Origin of the sequence: Pseudoxanthomonas sp. PXM01, from assembly GCF_014851815.1 — a bacterium.
Classification (GTDB): domain Bacteria; phylum Pseudomonadota; class Gammaproteobacteria; order Xanthomonadales; family Xanthomonadaceae; genus Pseudoxanthomonas_A.
This window is the reverse complement of sequence record NZ_JACVAJ010000001.1, coordinates 1,790,338-1,811,275: the sequence shown is the minus strand read 5'-3', so window position 1 is coordinate 1,811,275 and position 20,938 is coordinate 1,790,338. Positions and strand designations below refer to the sequence as shown.

Sequence of the window (20,938 nt, the reverse complement as noted above, 5' to 3'; positions counted from 1 at the left end):
CGTGCTTCCGCGCGCCGCGGACATCACGGTTCAGTGGACGCCGGTCGGGCCCCGCAACGCCCCCATCCCCACATCGATCAGTTCACGCAGACCGTGTGCGAGCGCCACGGCGTCGTCATGGCTCCAGAACAGGTCGGGACTGACGATATCGGGATCGTCCTTGCCCGTGCCGAGACTGGCCTGGAAGATCATGTCGTAGACGTCCCAAAGCACCGCGTCGCACTTCATCGCCTTGGATGTGTCGAGCGCGGGGCCCCGCACCGTGGCCGCGATGTCATCGAGCATGTTCCATGCGTGCAGGAACGCAGTGCAGTCCTGGCGCAGCACGTCACGCCCACTGAGGCCATTGAGTCGTCCATCGACATCATCCAGGTCCACCCGGTGCTCCTCGCTCCAGGCAACGCGATTGGCCATGGCGTCCCTTGCCAGCGTGGCGGGGTCGAAGATCGAGATGCGTCGATGGCCATCGCACACCAGGTGGTCGATCGCATCCAGGCCGGAAGTGCCTTCGATGCCGGTCACCCACAACACCAGGTACTCCTGGCCTGCCCATCGGAGACGAACCGGATAAAGGGACGCGTCGGCGCTCATGCCGGCATGGCCAGGCGCTTTCGAACCTCTGCTGCCACGCGTGCCGTCTCCCGCAATGGCTCTCCATCGAACAGCGTCGGGGCTCCAGCCAGGTCGTGGATGCGTCCGCGATCTCTCAGTGCATCGAGGAAACGACGCGGACGCCCGCTGACGCGGCCCGGTTCGAACACCAGCACGGGGGCCCGCGTGCCGCAGGCCTCCGACACCATGTTCACCGACTCCGGTGTGCAGACGATGCGCTCTGCCCAACCCAGCAGGCCGGCGTAAGGATTCGGGCCGTCGGACGGATCGCACCACAGGAGCGTATGCGGCCGTTGTGCCCAGCGCCGGCGCACGGCGTCGATCACCGTGGGTTGCGTGCGTCGTGAGGTGGTGACCAGTAGGCTGCCATCCGCCGTCAGGTCATCGAGCAGGATCGTGAGCCGTGCGAACGCGTCCGTATCGAACCGGTAGTGCGCACTGTCGCCGCCGAGCAGCACTGCCGTGCGAGGCGAGGGCAGGGCTGCGAATGCGGGAAATGCGGTGCGCGCGTCGGCCAGCCACGCATCGTCGACCGGATTCAGGCTGCCGAGCAGGGTGAGAATGTTCGGACCGGTGAGCCCGTCGTGCTCCGGCGCGATGACCAGGTCCCAATGCGATGGATCGATGCGCGGGTCGAGGATCTGCACGACGCGGCTGCCACGCGCGCGCAGAAGCCGCGTGGCCAGCGCCGCCTGGCGACCACAGCCGATGGCCAGGGTGGGTGGCCGCCGCTGCAGTTGATCGAAGGCCGGCCCGAGACCCTGTGTCGCGCCCGGCAGCAGGCGCGGTGCCAACCAGCGCCAGGGCGCACGCGGTGCGAGTATCAGGTCGCGTGCTTCGCCGCCCAGTGCACGCGCCAGCGACTGCGCCTGGCGTAGGTTGCCGGCGTGTCCATCGGTCAGCGTGCAGAGACCGCGGGAATCGGACGGGAGGGGGCTTGTTTGTTCCACCGGTTAAAACAATCCGTTCCGGGTCGATTGGATATTGCCATGGTCAGGACACTCTACACTGCCCGTCCGATGCGCCGGCCCGTGCCGCCGCGACGTGCTTCCCTTCCTCGCGACAGGTAACCCATGTCCCACGCCCTCGATGCCGCCTCGCTCGACCAGTTGTTCCGCACCGCCCGCACCTACAACGCGTTTACCGGCGAGGTCAGCGACGACACCCTGCGCCAGCTGTACGACCTGCTCAAGTTCGGTCCGACCCAGGCCAACACCACGCCGGCACGCTTCGTGTTCGTGAAGTCGGCCGAGGCCAAGGCCAAGCTGGGCCCGGCGCTGTCCGAAGGCAACTACAAGAAGACGATGGAAGCCCCGGTTACCGTCATCATCGCCCGTGACGAGGACTTCCACGAGAAGCTGCCGTTCCTGTTCCCGCATACCGACGCCAAGGCCTGGTTCGACGGCCCGCGCGACAACCGCTTCAAGCCCGCGCTGCGCAACGCCAGCCTGCAGGCGGCTTACCTGATCGTCGCCGCACGTGCGCTGGGCCTGGATGCCGGCCCGATGACCGGTTTCGACGCCGAGAAGGTCGACGAAGCGTTCTTCGCAGGCACCGCCATCAAGTCCGACATCCTGGTCAACCTGGGCCATGGCGATCCGTCCAGCATTTTCCCGCGTTCCCCGCGCCTGGGCTTCGACGAAGCCGCACGCATCCTCTGACACCCCACCACCCGGAGACATCCCCATGCGCAAGACCCTGCTCGTTGCCGCCCTGTTCGCGTTCGCCGGTTCGGCCTTCGCTGCGCCGGTGACCTACAAGCTCGACCCCGGCCACACCAACGTGCTGGCCAGCTGGAACCATTTCGGCTTCTCCAATCCGAGCGCCAACTTCGGCCAGGCCGACGGCACCCTGGTGTACGACGCCGCCGACGTGTCCAAGTCCAGCGTGCAGGTCACGCTGCCGCTGACCGGCCTGAGCGCGCTGGCCGACCAGTTCTACGATCACCTCACCGGCGACAAGTGGTTCGATGCCGCCAAGTACCCGTCCGCGACCTTCAAGAGCACCAAGGTGGAAGCTGCGGGCGAAGGCAAGCTGAAGGTCACCGGCGACCTGACCATCAAGGGCATCACCAAGCCGGTCGTCCTGGACGTCACCCTGAACAAGGCCGGCGAGCACCCGATGAAGAAGGTGCCGGCGATCGGCTTCGATGCCACCGCCACCGTGAAGCGCAGCGATTTCGGCGTGGGCGCGTACGCCCCGATGGTCAGCGACGAGGTCGCGCTGAAGATCACCACCGAAGCCACGGCCGACGCGAAGAAGTAATCCGCTGCGATCCGGCGCTCCTCCCCCCGCCGGATCCCGCCAGCAAGGACTCGCCGCCCCGCTTACGCCGGGCGGCGTTTTTCTTGGTGGAAGGCCCGTTCCTTGGGCACCCCGGCGCCGGCTGGTAGACTGGTCGCCTCGTTCGACGACTGCCCGCACCGCCATGAGCCAGACCGCCACCGCGCCCGCCAATGCCGAGAAGCGCTACACCGTGTCGCGCGCCGACCTGCCGCTGAGCTGCCCGCTGCCGTCGATGGCGTTGTGGAACTCGCACCCGCGGGTGTACCTGGCCATCGAGGACGCGGCGGGCGGGGAAGTGCAGTGCCCGTACTGCGGTTCGCACTTCGTCCTGGCCGACTGACTGGCTGATGCGGGCCCCGCGCGCGGCCCATCGCCCATGCGCCGCCTGACCGTCGTCCAGCTGCTGCCGGCGCTGGAGTCCGGCGGTGTCGAACGCTCCACCCTGGAAATCGCCGACGCGCTGGTGCGCGCCGGACATCGTGCCGTGGTCGTGTCCTCGGGTGGCCGGCTGGAGCCCGCGCTGCGCGCCACCGGCGCGGAGCATGTCACCCTCGATATCGGCCGGAAATCGCTGCTGACATTGCGTCATGCCGGTGCGCTGCGGCAGCTGTTCGCCGATGTCGGCGCCGATATCGTGCATGCGCGTTCGCGCCTGCCGGCGTGGATCGGCCTGTGGGCGGTGCGTAGCATGCCGCCGGCATCGCGGCCCCGCTTCGTCACCACCATGCACGGGTTGAATTCGCCGGGCCGCTACAGCGCGGTGATGACCTATGGCGAACGCGTGATCTGCGTATCCGACACGGTGCGCCGTTACCTGCTTCAGCATTACCTGCGTACGGATCCCGGCAAGCTGGTGGTGATTCCGCGCGGCATCGATCCGGCGCAATTCCCGCGCGCCGCGCACCCGGATGTAGACGCACGCGCCTGGGCAGCGGCGCAGCACCCCGCGCTGGCGGGCGATGGCCCGCTGTTGTTGTTGCCGGGACGCGGCACGCGCCTGAAGGGGCACCGCGAGGCGCTCGCGCTACTGGGCAACCTGCGCAACCGGGGCGTGGATGCCCGCCTGTGGATGCCGGGCACGCGTGAGCGCGGGCGTGAGCAGTACGTGGCCGATCTTGAAACGGAAGCGCAGCGGGGCCGGTTCGCCGATGCGCTCGCGATTACGCCCCCGACGACAGAGATCGCCCGCGCCTATGCCGCCAGCGACCTGGTACTGCAGCTGTCGCGCAAGCCCGAAGCCTTCGGCCGCACGGTGATCGAGGCGCTTTCGGTGGGACGTCCGGTCGTCGGCTGGGCGCATGGCGGCGTCGGCGAACTGCTGGCCGAACTGCAACCGCGCGGCGCCGTGCCGGCTTTCGATGAAGGCACGCTGCTCGACACGGTGCAGGACGTTCTCGCCCATCCGCCGTCGCCATTGGCTACGATGGCGGCCTACACCCTGCGCGCGATGCAGGACGCCACGCTCGCCCTCTACCACGACCTCGCCGATGACCGCCGACTCGCCATCGATCCCTGATACACCGCGTCCACGCGACGCGCACGGCTGGCGCTGGGCACCGGCGTGGGTGCTCACGTTCGTGGCGTTGTGGCCCGCGCCCGGCTATGCCGAGGCGGTGATGGTGCTGGGTGCGTTGGCGGCGGTCGTCCGCCTGCTGCTCGGCCGCTTCCGCGGAGGCACGCGCCTGTTGAGCGGGGGCGCATGGGCGCTGACGAGCGCGCTGTTCGCCGCGTACTGGCTGCCGCAGGCGATCTCGGCGATCGATGCGGTCGACACGCCGCGCGCGCTGCGCGAGGCGGCGGTGGATCTGCGCTACCTGCCATTCCTGTGGCTGGTGGCGGCATCGGTGGCGAACGCTTCCGCCAGGCGCACGACCTTCAACGGGCTTGCGGTCATCGTGGCGATCTGGACGCTGGATGCGATAGCGCAGGTGGTCTTCGGCAGCAGTCCGCTGTTCTGGGGGCTCGACCAGCTGAAGCAGCTCATCAGCGGACGGCCGATGTGCACGCTGGAGCAGGTGGCGGGAATCGACCGGCTCAGCGGCTTCCTTGGCCCGTGCAATCGCAAGCTCGGCGTGGTGATGGCCAGCCTGTCGCCGTTCCTGCTGTTCGCCGCCGCGAAGCGCCTGGAGACGCTGGGCTGGCTGCTCGCCGCGGGTGCGATCGGCATCGTCGTCCTGCTCGCAGGCGCACGGGCCGCATGGATCACGTACGCGCTGGTGCTGGTGGCCTCCGGCTGGCGACTGCTCGGGCTGCGCCGCATGCTGGGCGTGATGGCGGCCGGCCTGCTGGTGTTGACCCTGCTTTCGGTGTCGTCCGTGCAGGTACGCGACCGCATCATGCTGACGACCCAGGCCCTGGCCGCCGATGAGTCGGGCGTGGATACGGCCCTGTCGGGGCGTGCGCAGATCTGGTCTGCCGCAGTCTGCATGGTGGTCCATCATCCGATCAATGGCGTCGGTGCCCGTGGCTTCCGCGAGGCCTATCCCGCCTGCACCACGGATACCGGCCAGCGTCCGGAGTGGGGCCAGGGCCCGGCATTCCACGCCCACCAGATCGTGCTCGAGGTGCTCAGCGAAACCGGCGTCATCGGTCTGTTGCTGTGGCTGGCCGGCACGGCGCTGGCGTGGCGCGCATGGCGCTATGCCACGCCCCAGGCCAAGGATCGCGCGCGGCCGGCGATGCTGGCGCTGGCGGTGACGGTGTTCCCGTTGAACACGCACCTGGCCTTCTATTCGACGTTCTGGGGCGGCCTTACCCTGATGCTGGCGGCGCTGTACGCGGGCAGCCTGCTGGCGCGCGATGACGAGTGAGCGCGCGTCGGGGGTGCGCTGCTGGTTCGTAGCACCGGTCAACCTGGTGGCAGCGTGCATCGCGCGCCTGCCGCAGTCCTGGCTGCTGGCCCTGGGGAGTGTTGCGACCTCGTTGCTGTGGCCGCTGCTCGCCAAACGTCGTCGCCACGCGGCGATCAATCTGGCGCTCTGTTTTCCGGAGCTGGACGAGCACGCGCGTGTACGCTTGCTCCGCGGTACCGTGCGCGCGACCGTGACCGCCGCGCTCGAACTCGTCCGTGGCTGGTATGCACCCTCGCGCGCGCTGCGCGGGCTGGCCGACGTGCAGGGATTGGAACATGTGCAGGCCGCGCGCGCGCAGGGTCGCGGCATTCTGCTGTTCGGCGGACACATCCCGAATTCCGAGCTGTGCGCGCGTCTGCTCGGTGACGCGCTGGGCGAGCGCGTGAACATCGTCGCGCGACGCAACAACGATCCCTGCATCGAGCGCTTGATGGACGACGCGCGTCGTCGCGTGTTCGCCGACGTCATCGGCAAGAAGGACGTGCGCGGCCTGCTGCGCACGCTGTCGCGCGGCGGCATCGTGGCGTACTCGGCCGATCAGGACTTCAACTACCAGAACGCGTTCGTGCCGTTCTTCGGCGTGTCGGCCGCGACGCTGACCGCCACGCCCGACCTCGCACGTCGCGGCAACGCGGTGGTGCTGCCGTTCTGGTTCCACCGCGATGCGGATGGGCGCTATCAGCTGCGCGTCGAGCCGACGTGGAATGGATGGCCGAGCGGCGATCCCGTGAAGGACGCGGCGCGCTACATGTCCGAACTTGAGGCCGTGGTCCGCCAGCATCCCGAGCAGTACCTGTGGGTGCACCGCCGCTTCAAGACGCGGCCTCCGCGCGAGCCTGACCTTTACCGGTAGAGTTCACCGCGTCCGTCGGGTTGCCGCTTGAAGCGCCGATGGATCCACAGGTACTGCGTGGGCGCCTGCCGCACCATCGCCTCGATCGCGGCGATCACGCGCGCGGTATCGCCGGTGGCATCGAACGAGGGGAAGTCCTCGAACGCGGGCGACAGTTTCAGCGTGTATCCACCATCTTCGCGGCGCACGTGCGCAAAGGCGATCACCGCCGCACCGGACAGCCGCGCCAACTGGTGCGTCGACGTCAGGCTGTAGGCGGGGTGGCCGAAAAACGGTACGAACACGCTGTCGCCGCGACGCGTGTCCTGGTCCGGCGCGAACCACAGCAGGCCGCCCTGCTTGAGGTGCTTCAACGCGGGACGCAGTTCCTCACGGGTGAACATCGCGGTGGCGTAACGCAGTCGGCCACGCTTGACTGCCCACTCCATCGCGCCCTGGTTGTGCGGGCGGTACATGCCCGCCAGGGGTGCGTAATCGCACATGAGGCGTGCCGAGATCTCCAGCGTGGTGAAGTGGCCCGACACCACGATCACGCCGCGTCCACCCGCGCGCGCAGCGGCCAGGTGCTCCAGTCCCTCCACCTGCAGTCCCTTCCGCATCGGCTCGACGCTGCCCCACCAGGCGCGCGCGAACTCGAACAGGCCGATGCCGAGCTCACCGAAGCTGGCGCGCGCCAGGGCGTCCTGGCGTTGCGCATCCAGTTCCGGAAAGCACAGGGCGATGTTGCGTTGGGCCACGTGCCGGCGGTCGCGCAGCACGCGGTACAGCAGCGCGCCCACGGCGCGGCCGATCGGGCGCTGCAGGACCCACGGCACGCGCGCAGCCAGCCAGGCCAGTCCGATGCCCAGCCAGGACGGCCACTGCCGCGGGCCCATCGGTGGACGCTCGCCGGCGTCGGAGGATCGCTTGGATTCGGCCATGGCCCATTGTAACGGCGGCCCCGGGTATCCTTGTCGCCCATGTCGAACCGTACTGCCGAACGCCTGCTGCGCGCCCTGTACTCGGTGGTGCTGTACGTGCTGACGCCGGTCACCCTCTACCACCTGATCTGGCGCGGCTTCCGCTATCCGGAGTATTTCCAGCGCTGGAACGAGCGCTACGGCAACTACGATGTCCCGGGGGGCACGGTCGACGTGTGGCTGCATGCGGTGTCGGTGGGTGAGGTCAACGCCGCCGCGCCGGTGGTCGATGCGCTGCTGAAACGGCATCGCGGCCTGCGCCTGCTCATCACCACCATCACGCCGACCGGATCGCAGCGCGTGCAGACGCTATGGGGCGAGCGCGTGCTGCACGTGTATTCCCCCTACGACCTGCCGGGCGCCGTGTCGCGCTTCCTGCGGCATTTTCCGCCGCGCCTGGCGCTGATCATGGAAACCGAACTCTGGCCCAGCCTGCTGTTCGGTTGCCATGATCGCAAGGTGCCGCTGTACATCCTCAACGCGCGGCTGTCCGCGCGCTCGCTGCGTGGCTACAGCGTGCTGCGGCCGCTGATCGCGCGCACGCTGCGAACGGTGCGCAAGGTGGCGGCGCAGTCCGGCGATGACGCCGCGCGCTTCGTGCAGCTGGGTGCGTTGCCCGGACAGGTGCGCGACGTGGGCAATCTCAAGTTCGACATTCCCGTGCCGGCCAACGTGGGCGAGGTGGTCGACGGCTTCCGGCAGCATCTGTCGAGCGGCCGGCCGGTCTGGATCGCCGCCAGCACGCATGAGGACGAAGAGGGTCCCGTCCTCGCCATCCACGCGCGCCTGCGCCAGCGCTGGCCGGACCTGCTGCTGCTGTGGGCACCGCGGCATCCGGAACGCTTTCCGCGCGTGGCGGAGGCGGCGAGCGAGGCCGGCTGGAAGGTCGGCACGCGGCGCGAGGACCGCTGGCCGTCCGCCGGCGATGATGTCTTCGTGCTGGACACGCTGGGCGAGCTGATGGCGTTCTACGCGTGCGCCGACGTGGCCTTCATCGGCGGCAGCCTGCAGGCCATCGGGGGCCACAACATGCTGGAGCCTGCGGCGGTGGGAACACCGGCCGTTACCGGGCCGCACCTGCACAACTTCAGCGAGATTTCGCGTCGGCTCAAGGAGGCCGATGCGCTGGTGATCGTGCCCGACGCACCGGGCGTGGCGGAGGCGATCGATGCCCTGCTCGGCGACGACGCCCGCCGACGCGGCATGGCGGAACGGGGACGGGCGCTGGTCGAGCACGGACGCGGCGCGCTGGCGCGTACGCTGGTGATGATCGCGCCCCACCTGCCGGCGCCCGTGGCATGAGCACGGGCGCACCACGCGCGCTGGCTGGCGTGCTTGTGCTGGATCTGACCCGCGTGCTCGCCGGACCATGGTGCACGCAGACACTGGCCGACCTGGGCGCCGAGGTCATCAAGGTCGAGCGCCCGGGCAGCGGCGACGATACGCGTGGCTGGGGGCCGCCGTTCCTGCGCGATGCAGAAGGAAACGAGACGGCGGAATCCGCGTACTACCTGTGCGCGAACCGCAACAAGCGTTCGCTGACGGTCGACATCGCCACCGGGGAAGGACAGGCCATCATTCGTCGGCTCGCGCTGCAGAGCGACGTGCTCGTGGAGAACTTCAAGGTCGACGACATGGCACGCTACGGCCTGGATGCCGAAACGCTGCGCGCGTCCAACCCACGACTGGTCTATTGCTCGATCACCGGTTTCGGCCAGGAAGGGCCGTATGCCCGGCGTGCCGGTTACGACTTCGCCGTGCAGGGACTTGGCGGCCTGATGAGCGTCACCGGTGCGGCCGATGGCGAACCGCAGAAGGTCGGCGTCGCCGTCGCGGACCTGTTCACCGGCATGTACGCGACCGTTGCGATCCTCGCCGCGCTCCGTCACCGCGATGCGACCGGCGAGGGGCAGGTGGTCGACATGGCCCTGCTGGATGCGCAGGTCGCGATGCTCGCCAACCTGGGCAGCCACTACCTGATCGGTGGCGAGGTGTCGCCGCGACAGGGCAATGCGCATGCCAACATCGTGCCGTACCAGGTCTTTGCCGTTGCCGACGGCCACCTCATCGTGGCGGTCGGCAACGACCGGCAGTTCGCGCGCTTGTGCGACGTACTGGAGGTTCCCACGTTGGCTGGCGACGTGCGTTTCGCGACAAACGCGGGACGCGTGCGCCATCGCGATGTGCTGGTGCCGATGCTGCAGTCGGCCTTCCGCGCGCGCGACCGGCACGCATGGCTGACTTTGCTGGAGTCGGCTGGCATTCCATGCGGACCGGTCAACGACATCGCCGACGTGTTTGCCGATCCGCAGGTCCGGGCGCGCGGCATGGTCGTCGAGGCTCCGCACCCGTTGGCCGGCGTCGTGGCGCTGGTCGACAGTCCGATGAAGCTGTCCGCTACGCCGGTCGATCTGCGGCATGCGCCGCCGCTACTCGGACAGCATACCGACGAGGTGTTGCTCGAGGCAGGCTACGACGATGCGGAGATCGTCGCGCTGCGTGCGCGAGGCGCGATCTGAGGGGCGGGTGCAGGAGCGACGTGAGTCGCGACCGCGGGGCTTCCACCTGCTTCGACGTATCCGGGTTACCGAAACGTGCGGTCGCGGCTCGCGTCGCTCCTGCAGAAAATCCCGGGTCCTGTAACGACAACGGCGGGCCGAAGCCCGCCGTCGTGATCGCGAAGAGCGCGAGGTGTTACTGCGAAACGGGCTGCGACGAGAGGCGCGCCTCGGCGTCGGCGGTCAGCAGGCGGTTGACGTCCTGCACATCGGTGCCGTCCAGCGTGCCGGCCGCCTGTTCCAGCAGCAGTCGGTTCTGCAGGAAGTTGTAGCGCGCGCGCGCGTATTCGACCTGCGCCTGGAACAGCGTGCGCTGGTTCTGCAGCACGTCCAGCACGGTACGGGTACCGACTTCCAGGCCGACCTGCGAGGCATCCAGCGCGCTCTGCGCGGACACGACGGCCAGGCGACGCGCTTCCACTTCGGTCACGCCGGCGACCAGTGCCTGGTAGGCATTGCTGGTGTTGCGCACCAGCGCGCGACGGGTCTGCTCCAGGCCATCGGTGGCGCGATCGCGCTGGGCCAGTGCCTGGCGCACGCCGGACTGGGTGGCGCCGCCGGAGAAGATCGGCACGGTCAGCGTCACGCCCCAGTTGTAGCCCTCGCCATCGCGCGACAGCGTGCCCGGCACGCTGTCCCAGTCGGTGCCGTTGGAATAGCCACCGCGGAAATTCAGTGTGGGATAGTGGCCTGCACGCGCGCTGGCCACGCCATGCTGCGCCGATTCCAGCACATATTCGGCCGACTTCAGGTTCGGATTCTGCTCCAGCGCACGGTCCACCCACGACTGCGCGTTCTGTTCCACCGGCAGTTCCGGGCGGAAATCGTCCGGCAGGCCCTTCAGGCCGCTGATCGGCTGGCCGGTGATCTCGGCCAGGGCGCGGTAGCTGTCGTCCAGCGCGTTGCGGGCCAGGATGGTGTTGGCGCGCGCGCTGTCGTACTGGGCGCGGGCTTCATGCACGTCGGTGATGGGAGCCAGGCCCACGTCCAGTCGCTTCTGCGCGTAGTCGAACTGCTTCTTCGACGCGGCTTCGTTGGTTTCGGCGGCGGCCAGCGATTCGATGCCGATCAGCACGTTGAAATAGGCGGCCGACGTGCGGGTGATCAGTTCGTTGTTCGCCGAGGCCAGATCGAAATCGGCGGCGCGGCTGATGGCGCGCTGGCCGCGCAGGTTGGCGATGCGGCTCCAGTCGAAGATCGTCTGGTTGACCTGGGCGCCGTAGGTGCGGCTCTTGCCGTCGCCGGTCGGATCGCCCGGACGGCTGCTGTGGGTCAGTTCGTATCCTGCGCTGCCGGTGATCTGCGGCAGCAACGCCGCACGCGCCTGCACCGCGCCTTCCTTGTCGATCAGGCGCGTCGATTCCGCGATCGACAGGGTCGGGTCGCCGGTGCGCGCCAGTTCATAGGTCTGCATCAGGTCGGCGGCGTTTGCCGCAGACGGCAGGGCCAGGGCGAGCGCGAGTACGAGGGGGCGACGGCTCATGCGGGTTCCTTTTTGTATTTCTTCAGAAGACGAACTGGGGCGCCGGTGCGGCGCCGACCAGATAGGGGAGGTCGGTTTCGAACAACGATTCGACGCGGGTACCGTTGACATCGGCGACGTGCAACACGGCTTCCATCACCGGCGATGCCCCGCGCACGACGAACAGGCGACCGCCCGGACGCAGCCATTGCAGGAAACGTGCGGGCACGGTGGCGACGGCCCCGGTCACGCAGATGACGTCGAAGCGGCGGTCCGTTTCCCACGAAAGCGCGTCGACGGTGTCGATCCGCACGTTGCTGCCCAGGCCGGCGGCATCGAGGCGCGCGCGCGCGGCGTCGGCGAGCTCGGGCTGGATCTCCAGGCTGACCACTTCGCGTGCCAGGTGCGCCAGGCAGGCGGTCAGGTAGCCGCTGCCGGTGCCGATCTCCAGCACGTCCTCGTCCGCCTGCGGCTTGAGCGCCTGCAAGGTGCGGCCTTCGATGACCGGCTTGGCCATCGACTGGCCATGGCCGAGCGGCAGTTCCAGGTCCGCATAGGCGAGCGCGCGGTGCGATTCGGCAACGAAGGCCTCGCGCGGCAGCGTGGCCAGCGTTTCCAGCACGCGCGCATCCAGCACGTCCCAGGGACGTACCTGCTGCTCGACCATGTTTTCGCGGGCCTGGGTGTAGTTGATCGTCATGGGGGTGGTCATCCGACGCGGAGGGCTGGGCCGGGCATTTTACCGGGCTGGCTCGGTCCGCGCTGGGCAAGGATCGGGGCACCCGCGGCGGCAGGCGCAGTGCCGGAAGTCACCGCAACCTCCGTCGCCCGGGGCTGCGCTTCAGTTTCAGCGGCGGCCATACGCCCTCAGGAACATGTCCACCGTGGCATCGACGTGCTGGCGGGCGTCGACCGGGCCTGGCCGGCTGCACAGGCCGCAGGTCATGCGCGCGTGCACCTCGCCCTTGATCAGGGTGAAGAACTGCACGGAGGCCGTCGCCACGTCGGGGATATCCAGCTCGCCCTTGGCCACCAGTGCCTGCAGCATGGCGGCGAAGGCATCGTGCGTGCGTTGCGGGCCGGCTTCCCAGAAGGTCCGTTTGAGCTTGTCGTCGATGTTGCCCGGGACCATCATCATGCGATGCGTGCTGATGGCCTCCTCGCTGGTGACCAGCGCGAAGAACGCCTGCGCGATGGCCTTGAGCTGGTCGCGCAGGCTGCCCTTTAGCTCGATCTCGAACAGCGCGTCCGGCAGCATTTCCTCGCACTTGGCCTGCACGGCCGCGGCGAACAGGGCGTCCTTGTCGCCGAAGTGGCTGTACACCGTCAGTTTGGACACGCCGGCTTCGGCAGCGATCTGGTCCATGCTGACGCCGTTGAAACCCTCGCGCGCGAACAACTGCTTGGCGGCTTCGAGGATGGCGGCGCGCTTGCCCAGGTCCTTGGGGCGGCCGGGGCCGCTGGAGGCGGGCTTGGCGGACGGCTTGGGGCGGCTGGCGGAGGGGCGTGGGCTGACCATGGCTTAATACTAGACTACTCGGTTCGATATTTATACTATACCGCCAAGTCCACTAATTGAAGCCTCAACGGAGCAGTCATGCGCCAGATGCGCTGGAACGGAGTGTTCGCAATCGTGCTGGTCGGCCTGGCCGCCTGCAGTGCGGAGCAGCCGGCGGAAACGCCGCATCCGGCACTCGTCGTGCAGCCCGGTGGTGGCGCCGACGCTGCGCTGTCGGCCTATGCCGGCGAGGTGCGGGCCCGCGAGGAGAGTCCGCTGTCGTTCCGTGTGGGCGGCAACCTGGTCCGCCGCAATGTGGATGCCGGCGCCCGCGTACAGAAGGGCGAAGTACTCGCGTTGCTGGATCCCGGCGATTTCGCCCTGCAGGCGCAGGCTGCGCAGGCGCAGTTGGCCGCGGCCGAGGCCGACCTTGTCCGCGCGCGTGGTGATCGTGATCGCTACGCGAAACTCGTCGGCGACAAGCTGATCAGCCAGTCCGCTTACGACGCGCAGGTCGCGGCGTACAAGGCGGCCGAGGGCCAGGCGCGCGCTGCGCGGGCGCAGATGGACGTGATGCGCAACCAGGAAGGCTATTCACAGCTGCGCGCACCCCGCGACGGCGTGATCGCCAGCCGCCAGGCCGAGGCCGGACAGGTGGTGGCGGCGGGCCAGACCGTCTTCACCCTTGCCGCCGATGGCGGTCGCGAGGTGGCCATCGGGCTGCCGGAAAACCGCATCCGCGACTTCAGCGTCGGCCAGCCGGTGGTGATCGAACTGTGGAATGCGCCTGGCCAGCGCCTGCCGGGTGCCATCCGCGAGATCGCACCGGCGGCCGATGCGCAGACGCGCACCTACGCCGCGCGCGTCAGCCTGGTGGGCGAGGCGCAGCAGCAGGTCGAACTGGGCCAGAGCGCCCGCGTCTACGTGCAGGAGAATGGCAGCAAGGCGTCGCTGAAGTTGCCGCTGTCGGCGATCCAGCGCGGCGACGACGGCAAGACCACGGTATGGGTCGTCGATCCGGCGAACGGCAAGGTGCGCGCGCAGGCGGTGCAGCTCGGCCCCTATGGCGAAGCGTCCGTACCCGTGCAGAGCGGCGTGAAGGCTGGCGACTGGGTGGTGGCGGCAGGCGGCCATCTGCTGCGCGAAGGCCAGGTGGTCGCGCCGGTGGACCGCAACAACCGGCCCCTGAAGCCGACCGCCGCGGGCGGTACCGCCAACGTCGCCACGCGCTCGGAGTAACGGCATGCGCCGCTTCAACCTTTCCGAGTGGGCGCTGACCAACCGCAGCCTCGTGCTGTTCATGATGATCCTGCTGGGCATCATCGGCGCGTGGTCGTACAAGCATCTGGGCCAGTCCGAGGACCCGCCCTTCACCTTCAAGGCGATGGTGGTGCGCACGGTGTGGCCAGGCGCGACCGCCGAAGAAGTCTCGCAGCAGGTCACCGAGCGCATCGAGAAGGCGCTGATGACGACGGGCGAATACGAGTTCATCCGCTCGTACTCGCGTCCCGGCGAGTCGCAGGTGATCTTCATGGCGCGCGACTCCATGAAGTCCAAGGACGTGCCCGAGCTGTGGTACCAGGTGCGCAAGAAGGTCGGCGACGTCCGCGCCACCTTGCCCAGCGGTGTGATCGGCCCGTTCTTCAACGACGAGTTCGGCGACACCTTCGGCAACATCTATGCGTTGACCGGCGAAGGGTTCGACTACGCGGTGATGAAGGACTATGCCGACCGCATCCAGCTGGAGCTGCAGCGGGTGGACGACGTAGGCAAGGTCGAACTGATCGGCCTGCAGGACGAGAAGATCTGGGTCGAGCTTTCCAACACCAAGCTGGCCACGCTCGGCATCCCGCTGAGCGCGGTGCAGCAGGCGCTGGAAGAACAGAACGCGATGACGCCGGCGGGCTTCTTCGAGACGCCAAGCGATCGTGTGCAATTGCGCGTGAGCGGCGAGTTCGGCTCGGTCGACGAGATCCGCGAGTTCCCGATCCGCGCCGGCGACCGCACCGTCAAGCTGGGCGACATCGCCGAGATCAAGCGCGGCTTCGCCGATCCCGCGGCGCCGCGGATGCGCTTCATGGGCCAGCCCGGCATCGGCATCGCGGTCGCGATGAAGGACGGCGGCGACATCCTCAAGCTGGGCGGGACGCTGGAAAGCGAGTTCAAGCGCCTGCAGAAGACGCTGCCGCTGGGCATGGAGCTGCGCAAGGTGTCCGACCAGCCGGCAGCGGTCGAGGATTCGGTGGGCGAGTTCGTGCGGGTGCTGGCCGAAGCCGTGGTCATCGTGCTGCTGGTGAGCTTCTTCTCGCTGGGCATGCGCACCGGCCTGGTGGTGGCGGTGTCGATCCCGCTGGTGCTGGCGATGACGTTCGCGGTGATGCACTACTTCGGCATCGGCCTGCACAAGATCTCGCTGGGCGCGCTGGTGCTTGCGCTGGGCCTGCTGGTCGACGACGCGATCATCGCGGTCGAGATGATGGCCATCAAGATGGAGCAGGGCTTCGACCGGCTGAAGGCGGCGAGCTTCGCCTACGAGTCGACGGCGTTCCCGATGCTCACCGGCACGCTGGTGACGGCCGCGGGCTTCCTGCCGATCGCGACCGCCGCGTCGAGCACGGGCGAGTACACGCGCTCGCTGTTCCAGGTGGTGACCATCGCGCTGGTGGTGTCGTGGGTCGCGGCGGTGCTGTTCATCCCGTACCTGGGCGACAAGATGCTGCCGGACCTGGGCAATCCGCAGCCGCCGAAGCCGGGCTCGCTGGCCGCACGCTGGCACGCGTTCCGCACGGGGCTGGCCGACCGCTGGCCACAGTACGCCGGCATGCTGGCACCGAAGGCGCACGACGCCCACGACCACAACCCCTATCACACGCCGTTCTACCAGCGCTTCCGTGGCTGGCTGGCCTTCTGCCTGCGCCATCGCTGGCTGGTGATCGGCGTGACGGTGGCGGCGTTCGTCGCGTCGATCGCGCTGTTCCGCTTCGTGCCGCAGCAGTTCTTCCCGGATTCGGTGCGTCCCGAGCTGATGGTGGATCTGGAACTGGCCGAAGGCAGCTCGCTGAAGTCGACCGATGCGCAGGCGAAGAAGCTGGAAGCCTTGCTCGCCAAGCGCGAGGGCGTGCAGAACTACGTGGCCTATGTCGGTACCGGCTCTCCGCGCTTCTACCTGCCGCTGGACCAGCAGCTGCCGCAGGCGAATTTCTCGCAGTTCGTGGTACTGACGAACGACATCGACGCGCGCGAAGCCACGCGCCGCTGGCTGATCGACGAGGTCGCGCCGCAGTTCCCCGAACTGCAGTTCCGCGTGACGCGCCTGGAGAACGGACCGCCGGTGGGTTACCCGATCCAGTTCCGCGTGTCCGGCGAGCATGTCGACCGCGTGCAGGCGATCGCGCGGCAGATGGCGGAGAAGGTGCGTGCCAATCCGCACGTCACCAACGTCAATCTGGACTGGAGCGAGCCGAGCAAGATCGTGCGGCTGCAGATCGACCAGGACCGCGCGCGCGCGCTCGGCGTCAGCACGGCGCAGGTGTCGCACTTCCTGTCCGGTTCGCTGTCGGGCCTGAGCGTCAGCACCTACCGCGAAGGCAACGAGCTGGTCGAGATCCTGCTGCGCGGACCGGAAGAGGAGCGTACGCGGCTCGACCTGCTTGGCAGCCTGGCGGTACCGACCAGCCATGGCGGCAGCGTGCCGCTGTCGCAGATTGCCAACCTGGAATACGCCTTCGAGGACGGCATCATCTGGCACCGCGACCGCCTGCCGACCGTCACCGTGCGCGCTGACCTCAACAGCGACGCGGTGACCGCACCGACGGTGGTGGCGCAGATCTCGCCGACGCTGGACGGGATCCGCGCCACGCTGCCACAGGGCTACCTGCTGGAGACCGGTGGCACGGTCGAGGATTCGGGGCGCGGACAGAAGTCCATCGCCGCCGGCATGCCGTTGTTCCTGCTCGCGGTGACCACGCTGCTGATGCTGCAATTGCGCAGCTTCTCCAGGATGGCGCTGGTGCTGCTGACCGCGCCGCTGGGCCTGATCGGCGTGACGCTCGCGCTGCTGGTGTTCCGCGTGCCGTTCGGCTTCGTCGCGATGCTCGGCACCATCGCGCTGGCGGGCATGATCATGCGCAACTCGGTGATCCTGGTGGACCAGATCGATCAGGACATCCGCGCAGGCCACGACCGCTGGCACGCGATCATCGATGCGACCGTGCGGCGCTTCCGTCCCATCGTGCTGACGGCACTGGCAGCGGTGCTGGCGATGATCCCGCTGTCGCGCAGCGCCTTCTTCGGCCCGATGGCGGTGGCCATCATGGGCGGCCTGACGGTCGCGACCGTGCTGACGCTGTTCTTCCTGCCGGCGCTGTACGCGGCATGGTTCAAGGTCAGGCCCGAAGAGCGCACCGCGTCATAGTTCGTCGTGCGGCGGGGGGTTCAAGAACCCCCCCTTCACCGCCGATACTTGGGGGGTCGTAGCCCTCCGGACTCCGTGCCCGCCGTGCGCCGCCTGTTCACCACCAGCCTGTGCCTGCTGGTCCTGCTCGTCGGCGCGCCCGCGTGGGCGCTGGACCCTGCACGCAAGGTGGACGAATACACCATCGCGCGCTGGACGATGGAAGACGGGCTGCCGCACAACCTGGTGCACACCATCAGCCAGGACGCCGACGGTTACCTCTGGGCAGGCACCTGGGAGGGCGCGGCGCGTTTCGACGGCCGCCGCTTCACGCCTTACGACGCCGGCAGCGCGCAGGGACTCGAAATCGAAGGCGTGCGTGCCATCACGCCGCATCCGCACGGTGGCATGGTGCTGAGCCTGGGACGTGTGGGCCCGGGCGTACTGCGTTTTCACCAGGGGCGCTGGCAGCGCCTGCCCGGACAGGCCGGCACGCTGGCGGACGTATCGGTGCTCCGTTTCGGGCCCGACGGCGCGCTGTGGATCGGAACCGACCACAGCGTGTTCCGGTTGGACAGCAATGGCCGGTTGCAGGAGATCGGCAACACGCACGCGCGCCTGGCCAACGAACGCGTGCTGGCGATCCTGCCGCTTCCGGACGGCAATGCGCTGGTCGGCAACCGGCATGGGCTGTTCCGGATCGAGGATGGCCGCGCCAGCGAATGGGGACGCGCAACAGGCATGCCCGAGACCTCCGTGCTGGCCATCCAGGCGTCGCGCTGGGGCGGGATCCTGGTCGGTGGCAGCGCCGGGGCGTGGCGGCTGGAACACGGGCGTGCCGAACCGCTCACCGGCGAGCGCGTCGAAGCCATGCTGGAGGACCGCCACGGGAACCTGTGGATCTCCACCCTCGACGGCCTGCGCCGGTACGCCCAGGGACGCTACGAAACCCTGGGCGAGCGCAACGGCCTGATGGGCCGGCTGGCGCCGGCGCTGTTCGAGGACCGCGACGGTCTGCTGTGGGTCGGCACCACCAATGGCCTGTACCGCGTGTCCGACGGACCGGTGTTCGGCCTGACGCGCAGCAGCGGCCTGCGCGACATCTATGTGCGCGCGATCATCGAGCGGCCCGGCCAGGGGGTATGGATCGGACATCCCATGGGCATCGATGTCTGGCAGGCCGGTCAGGCCCGCGCCGTGCCGTTGGCGTTCGACGGCAAGACGGATCCTTCCGTCCTGTCGATGGCCAATGCGCGCGACGGCGGACTGTGGATCGGCACCTACGACCAGGGCGTGATCCACCTGCCCGTCGCCTCGGCGGACGGACAGTTCCGGCCCTCGCGCCTCGACGAGACGGACGGATTGCCCTCCAACCATGTGCGCGCATTGCTGGAACGCGCCGACGGTTCGTTGTGGATCGGCAGCAACGAGGGCGTGAGCGTGTATCGCGATGGTCGCATCGTGCGCACCCTGGGCGCGAAGGACGGCTTGCCGGATGGCAACGTGTACATGCTGTACGAAACGGCGCAGGGAGCCTTGTGGATAGGCACCAGCAACGGCATGGCGGTCGTGCGCCGCGACGGCTCGGTGCGGCACTGGCCGCCGATGTCGGAGTTCCCCGCCGTGGCGGCGTTCGACTTCCTCGGCGATCCCGACGGCAGTCTGTGGATCGCGTCCGACCGCGGCCTGCTGCACTGGCGCGACGGCCGCTTCGTGCAGTTCGACCATCGCCAGGGCCTGCCGAACAACCGCCTGTTCCGTCTGCTGGAAGACGACAACGGCGATTTCTGGACATCGAGCAACCGCGGCGTCTTCCGCATCTCGCGCGCGGCGCTGACGGCCGTGGAGAACGGCCACCTCGCGCGCCTGCCGGTGGAGGCCTTCACCCATGCGGACGGTCTGCCCAGCAGCCAGGCCAACGGGGCGACCTCGCCTGCGGGCTGGCTGATGCGCGACGGCAAGCTGTGGTTCGCCACGGCGAACGGCATCGGCGTGATCGATCCCGACGACGCGCGGCGCCAGCGCACGCAGGGCGTCACGCTGGTGGTCGAATCGGTCGAGGCGGACGGTCGCGTGTTGCCCCTGCAGCAACGCCAGGCGTTGCGGGCGGACACCCGGCGCGTGGTGATCCGCTTCACCGGCCTCAACCAGCGCGCCCCCGAGCGCCTGCGCTACCGCTACCGGATGGTCGGATTCGACCGCGGATGGATCGAGACCGACAACGGCATCGCCCACGATGCGGTCTACACCAACCTGCCGCCGGGCAAGCTGCGCTTCGAGGTGCAGGTGATGAATGCGCCGGCGGACTGGAGCAAGCCGGAAAACCTGGTGATGCGGACCGTCGAATTCGAAAAGGCATCGCCGTGGTGGTTGCAGGCGTGGGCGCTGGTCCTGTACGCCGTGGTGCTGGGTCTGGTGGGGTGGGCCGTGCTGTTGCTCGCGCTGCGTCGCCAGCGGCATCGCCAGCGGCGGCTGGAGGCGCTGGTGGACGCGCGCACGTCGGAACTGAGCGACAAGAACGCGCAGCTGGAGCAGGCCGGCGAGGCGAATGCGCGGTTGCTCAAGCAGCTGGCACACCAGGCGCGCCACGATCCGCTGACCCGGCTCGCCAACCGGCGTGCCGGCGACGCCTTCCTCGCCGAAGCCCTGGAGGTCAGCCGTCGCGAAGGACGTCCGTTGTCCGTCGCGCTGATCGACATCGACCATTTCAAGGGGGTCAACGACCGCTACGGCCATGCCTTCGGCGATGATGTGCTGTCGCAGATCGCCGCGCTGGCGGAACAGTTGGCGGGTGGCGTGGAGGGCGTGCTGATCGCACGCTACGGCGGCGAGGAGTTCCTGGTGTGCCAGCAGTTGCCCCGGTCGACGTCGCGCGCGCGCCTGGAGACGCTGCGCGAGGGTATCGCCCGTGCAGGCATCGAAACGCCGGACGGCGATACCCTGCATTGCACGGTCAGCATCGGCGTGGCGGAACTGGAGGCCGGCCAGGATCTGCGCGACCTGCTGCGTGTCGCGGACGAGCGCCTGTACAAGGCGAAGCAGCAGGGGCGCAATCGCCTGGTATCCGGCTGACGCATCTGCGTCGACGTGGCACCGTGGTCAGCGGCCTGCGAAACGGAGTCCGCCGGTTTCGCCTTCACCCACGGTTTCCGGATCGGTCGTCAACGCATTCTCGAAGCCGCCGCCACTGCCGTTGTACAGCAGGTAGACCGGCTTCTCGTTGCGCAGCAGGTCGATGCAGTTCTGGAAGTCGTCCAGGTGGTAGTTCAGCTGCGGCTGCGTGCCGTTGAGGCCGTCGGCGGGCAGCGCCGCACCGTTGGCATGGAACACCAGCTGGCCGATGTAGGCGCCACCGGCCATCAGGCCGATGCGGCGGCGGAACGTGTTGGCGGAATAGATGACGTGGTACTTCTCGATCTGCGTCGTGGGCATCGTGCCTGTCCTGTGCGTGCATCCCCTGCATCC

At 68.6% G+C, this 20,938-nt stretch carries 18 protein-coding genes; 11 read left to right on the top strand and 7 right to left on the bottom strand.

What is annotated here, in order from left to right:
• Positions 1-30: 30 nt before the first annotated feature.
• Both IB230_RS08340 and IB230_RS08335 read right to left on the bottom strand, forming a co-directional pair.
• Positions 31-591: a hypothetical protein gene (locus IB230_RS08340; protein WP_192270847.1), complete on the bottom strand. Its 561-nt coding sequence runs from the start codon at positions 589-591 to the stop codon at positions 31-33.
• Positions 588-1,562, bottom strand: a complete 975-nt coding sequence (locus IB230_RS08335) for a mitochondrial fission ELM1 family protein (RefSeq protein WP_192270845.1) — start codon at positions 1,560-1,562, stop codon at positions 588-590. The genes IB230_RS08340 and IB230_RS08335 overlap by 4 nt, the downstream gene beginning before the upstream one ends.
• Before the next feature lie 123 nt (positions 1,563-1,685).
• Between IB230_RS08335 and IB230_RS08330 the strand changes: the two genes are divergently transcribed.
• From IB230_RS08330 to IB230_RS08305, 6 genes are all read left to right on the top strand, one after another.
• Positions 1,686-2,273, top strand: coding sequence for a malonic semialdehyde reductase (locus IB230_RS08330; RefSeq protein WP_192270843.1), 588 nt, complete (start codon positions 1,686-1,688; stop codon positions 2,271-2,273).
• A 25-nt stretch (positions 2,274-2,298) separates the two neighbouring features.
• Positions 2,299-2,877 carry a YceI family protein gene (locus IB230_RS08325; RefSeq protein ID WP_192270841.1) on the top strand — a complete coding sequence of 193 codons (579 nt, stop codon included), beginning with the start codon at positions 2,299-2,301 and terminating at the stop codon, positions 2,875-2,877.
• A gap of 163 nt (positions 2,878-3,040) precedes the next feature.
• Entirely contained in the window at positions 3,041-3,238 is a 198-nt protein-coding gene (locus IB230_RS08320; RefSeq protein WP_062357310.1) for a zinc-finger domain-containing protein, read from the top strand.
• Between the two features lie 36 nt (positions 3,239-3,274).
• Positions 3,275-4,414, top strand: a complete 1,140-nt coding sequence (locus IB230_RS08315; protein WP_192270839.1) for a glycosyltransferase — start codon at positions 3,275-3,277, stop codon at positions 4,412-4,414.
• Positions 4,386-5,708 (top strand): O-antigen ligase family protein, encoded by a 1,323-nt coding sequence (locus tag IB230_RS08310; protein WP_192270837.1) that lies wholly within the window; start codon positions 4,386-4,388, stop codon positions 5,706-5,708. Before IB230_RS08315 ends, IB230_RS08310 begins: the two co-directional genes overlap by 29 nt.
• Positions 5,698-6,603: a lysophospholipid acyltransferase family protein gene (locus IB230_RS08305; protein WP_225589287.1), complete on the top strand. Its 906-nt coding sequence runs from the start codon at positions 5,698-5,700 to the stop codon at positions 6,601-6,603. The genes IB230_RS08310 and IB230_RS08305 overlap by 11 nt, the downstream gene beginning before the upstream one ends.
• Here the strand turns inward: IB230_RS08305 and lpxL are convergent.
• Positions 6,594-7,523, bottom strand: a complete 930-nt coding sequence (gene lpxL / locus IB230_RS08300) for an LpxL/LpxP family Kdo(2)-lipid IV(A) lauroyl/palmitoleoyl acyltransferase (RefSeq protein ID WP_192270833.1) — start codon at positions 7,521-7,523, stop codon at positions 6,594-6,596. The genes IB230_RS08305 and lpxL overlap by 10 nt on opposite strands.
• A gap of 39 nt (positions 7,524-7,562) precedes the next feature.
• Between lpxL and waaA the strand changes: the two genes are divergently transcribed.
• Positions 7,563-8,864: a lipid IV(A) 3-deoxy-D-manno-octulosonic acid transferase gene (waaA, locus tag IB230_RS08295; RefSeq protein ID WP_192270831.1), complete on the top strand. Its 1,302-nt coding sequence runs from the start codon at positions 7,563-7,565 to the stop codon at positions 8,862-8,864.
• A complete protein-coding gene (locus tag IB230_RS08290; protein ID WP_192270829.1) occupies positions 8,861-10,081 on the top strand; it encodes a CaiB/BaiF CoA-transferase family protein in 1,221 nt (406 codons plus the stop codon). The genes waaA and IB230_RS08290 overlap by 4 nt, the downstream gene beginning before the upstream one ends.
• 175 nt (positions 10,082-10,256) lie before the next feature.
• Here IB230_RS08290 and IB230_RS08285 read toward each other — a convergent pair whose 3' ends face one another.
• The 3 genes from IB230_RS08285 to IB230_RS08275 all read right to left on the bottom strand — a co-directional run bounded on the left by IB230_RS08285 (position 10,257) and on the right by IB230_RS08275 (position 13,101).
• Positions 10,257-11,603 carry a TolC family outer membrane protein gene (locus IB230_RS08285; protein WP_192270827.1) on the bottom strand — a complete coding sequence of 449 codons (1,347 nt, stop codon included), beginning with the start codon at positions 11,601-11,603 and terminating at the stop codon, positions 10,257-10,259.
• 22 nt (positions 11,604-11,625) lie between these two features.
• A complete protein-coding gene (locus IB230_RS08280; protein ID WP_192270825.1) occupies positions 11,626-12,282 on the bottom strand; it encodes a protein-L-isoaspartate O-methyltransferase in 657 nt (218 codons plus the stop codon).
• 147 nt (positions 12,283-12,429) lie between these two features.
• Positions 12,430-13,101 (bottom strand): TetR/AcrR family transcriptional regulator, encoded by a 672-nt coding sequence (locus tag IB230_RS08275; RefSeq protein ID WP_192270823.1) that lies wholly within the window; start codon positions 13,099-13,101, stop codon positions 12,430-12,432.
• Positions 13,102-13,179: 78 nt separating this feature from the next.
• Between IB230_RS08275 and IB230_RS08270 the strand changes: the two genes are divergently transcribed.
• The 3 genes from IB230_RS08270 to IB230_RS08260 all read left to right on the top strand — a co-directional run bounded on the left by IB230_RS08270 (position 13,180) and on the right by IB230_RS08260 (position 20,545).
• Entirely contained in the window at positions 13,180-14,319 is a 1,140-nt protein-coding gene (locus IB230_RS08270; protein WP_192270821.1) for an efflux RND transporter periplasmic adaptor subunit, read from the top strand.
• 4 nt (positions 14,320-14,323) lie between these two features.
• Positions 14,324-17,494, top strand: coding sequence for an efflux RND transporter permease subunit (locus IB230_RS08265; protein WP_192270819.1), 3,171 nt, complete (start codon positions 14,324-14,326; stop codon positions 17,492-17,494).
• An 84-nt stretch (positions 17,495-17,578) separates the two neighbouring features.
• Positions 17,579-20,545, top strand: coding sequence for a ligand-binding sensor domain-containing diguanylate cyclase (locus IB230_RS08260; RefSeq protein WP_192270817.1), 2,967 nt, complete (start codon positions 17,579-17,581; stop codon positions 20,543-20,545).
• Between the two features lie 27 nt (positions 20,546-20,572).
• Here the strand turns inward: IB230_RS08260 and IB230_RS08255 are convergent, their stop codons facing one another.
• Entirely contained in the window at positions 20,573-20,905 is a 333-nt protein-coding gene (locus IB230_RS08255; RefSeq protein ID WP_192270810.1) for a hypothetical protein, read from the bottom strand.
• Between the last annotated feature and the right edge of the window lie 33 nt (positions 20,906-20,938).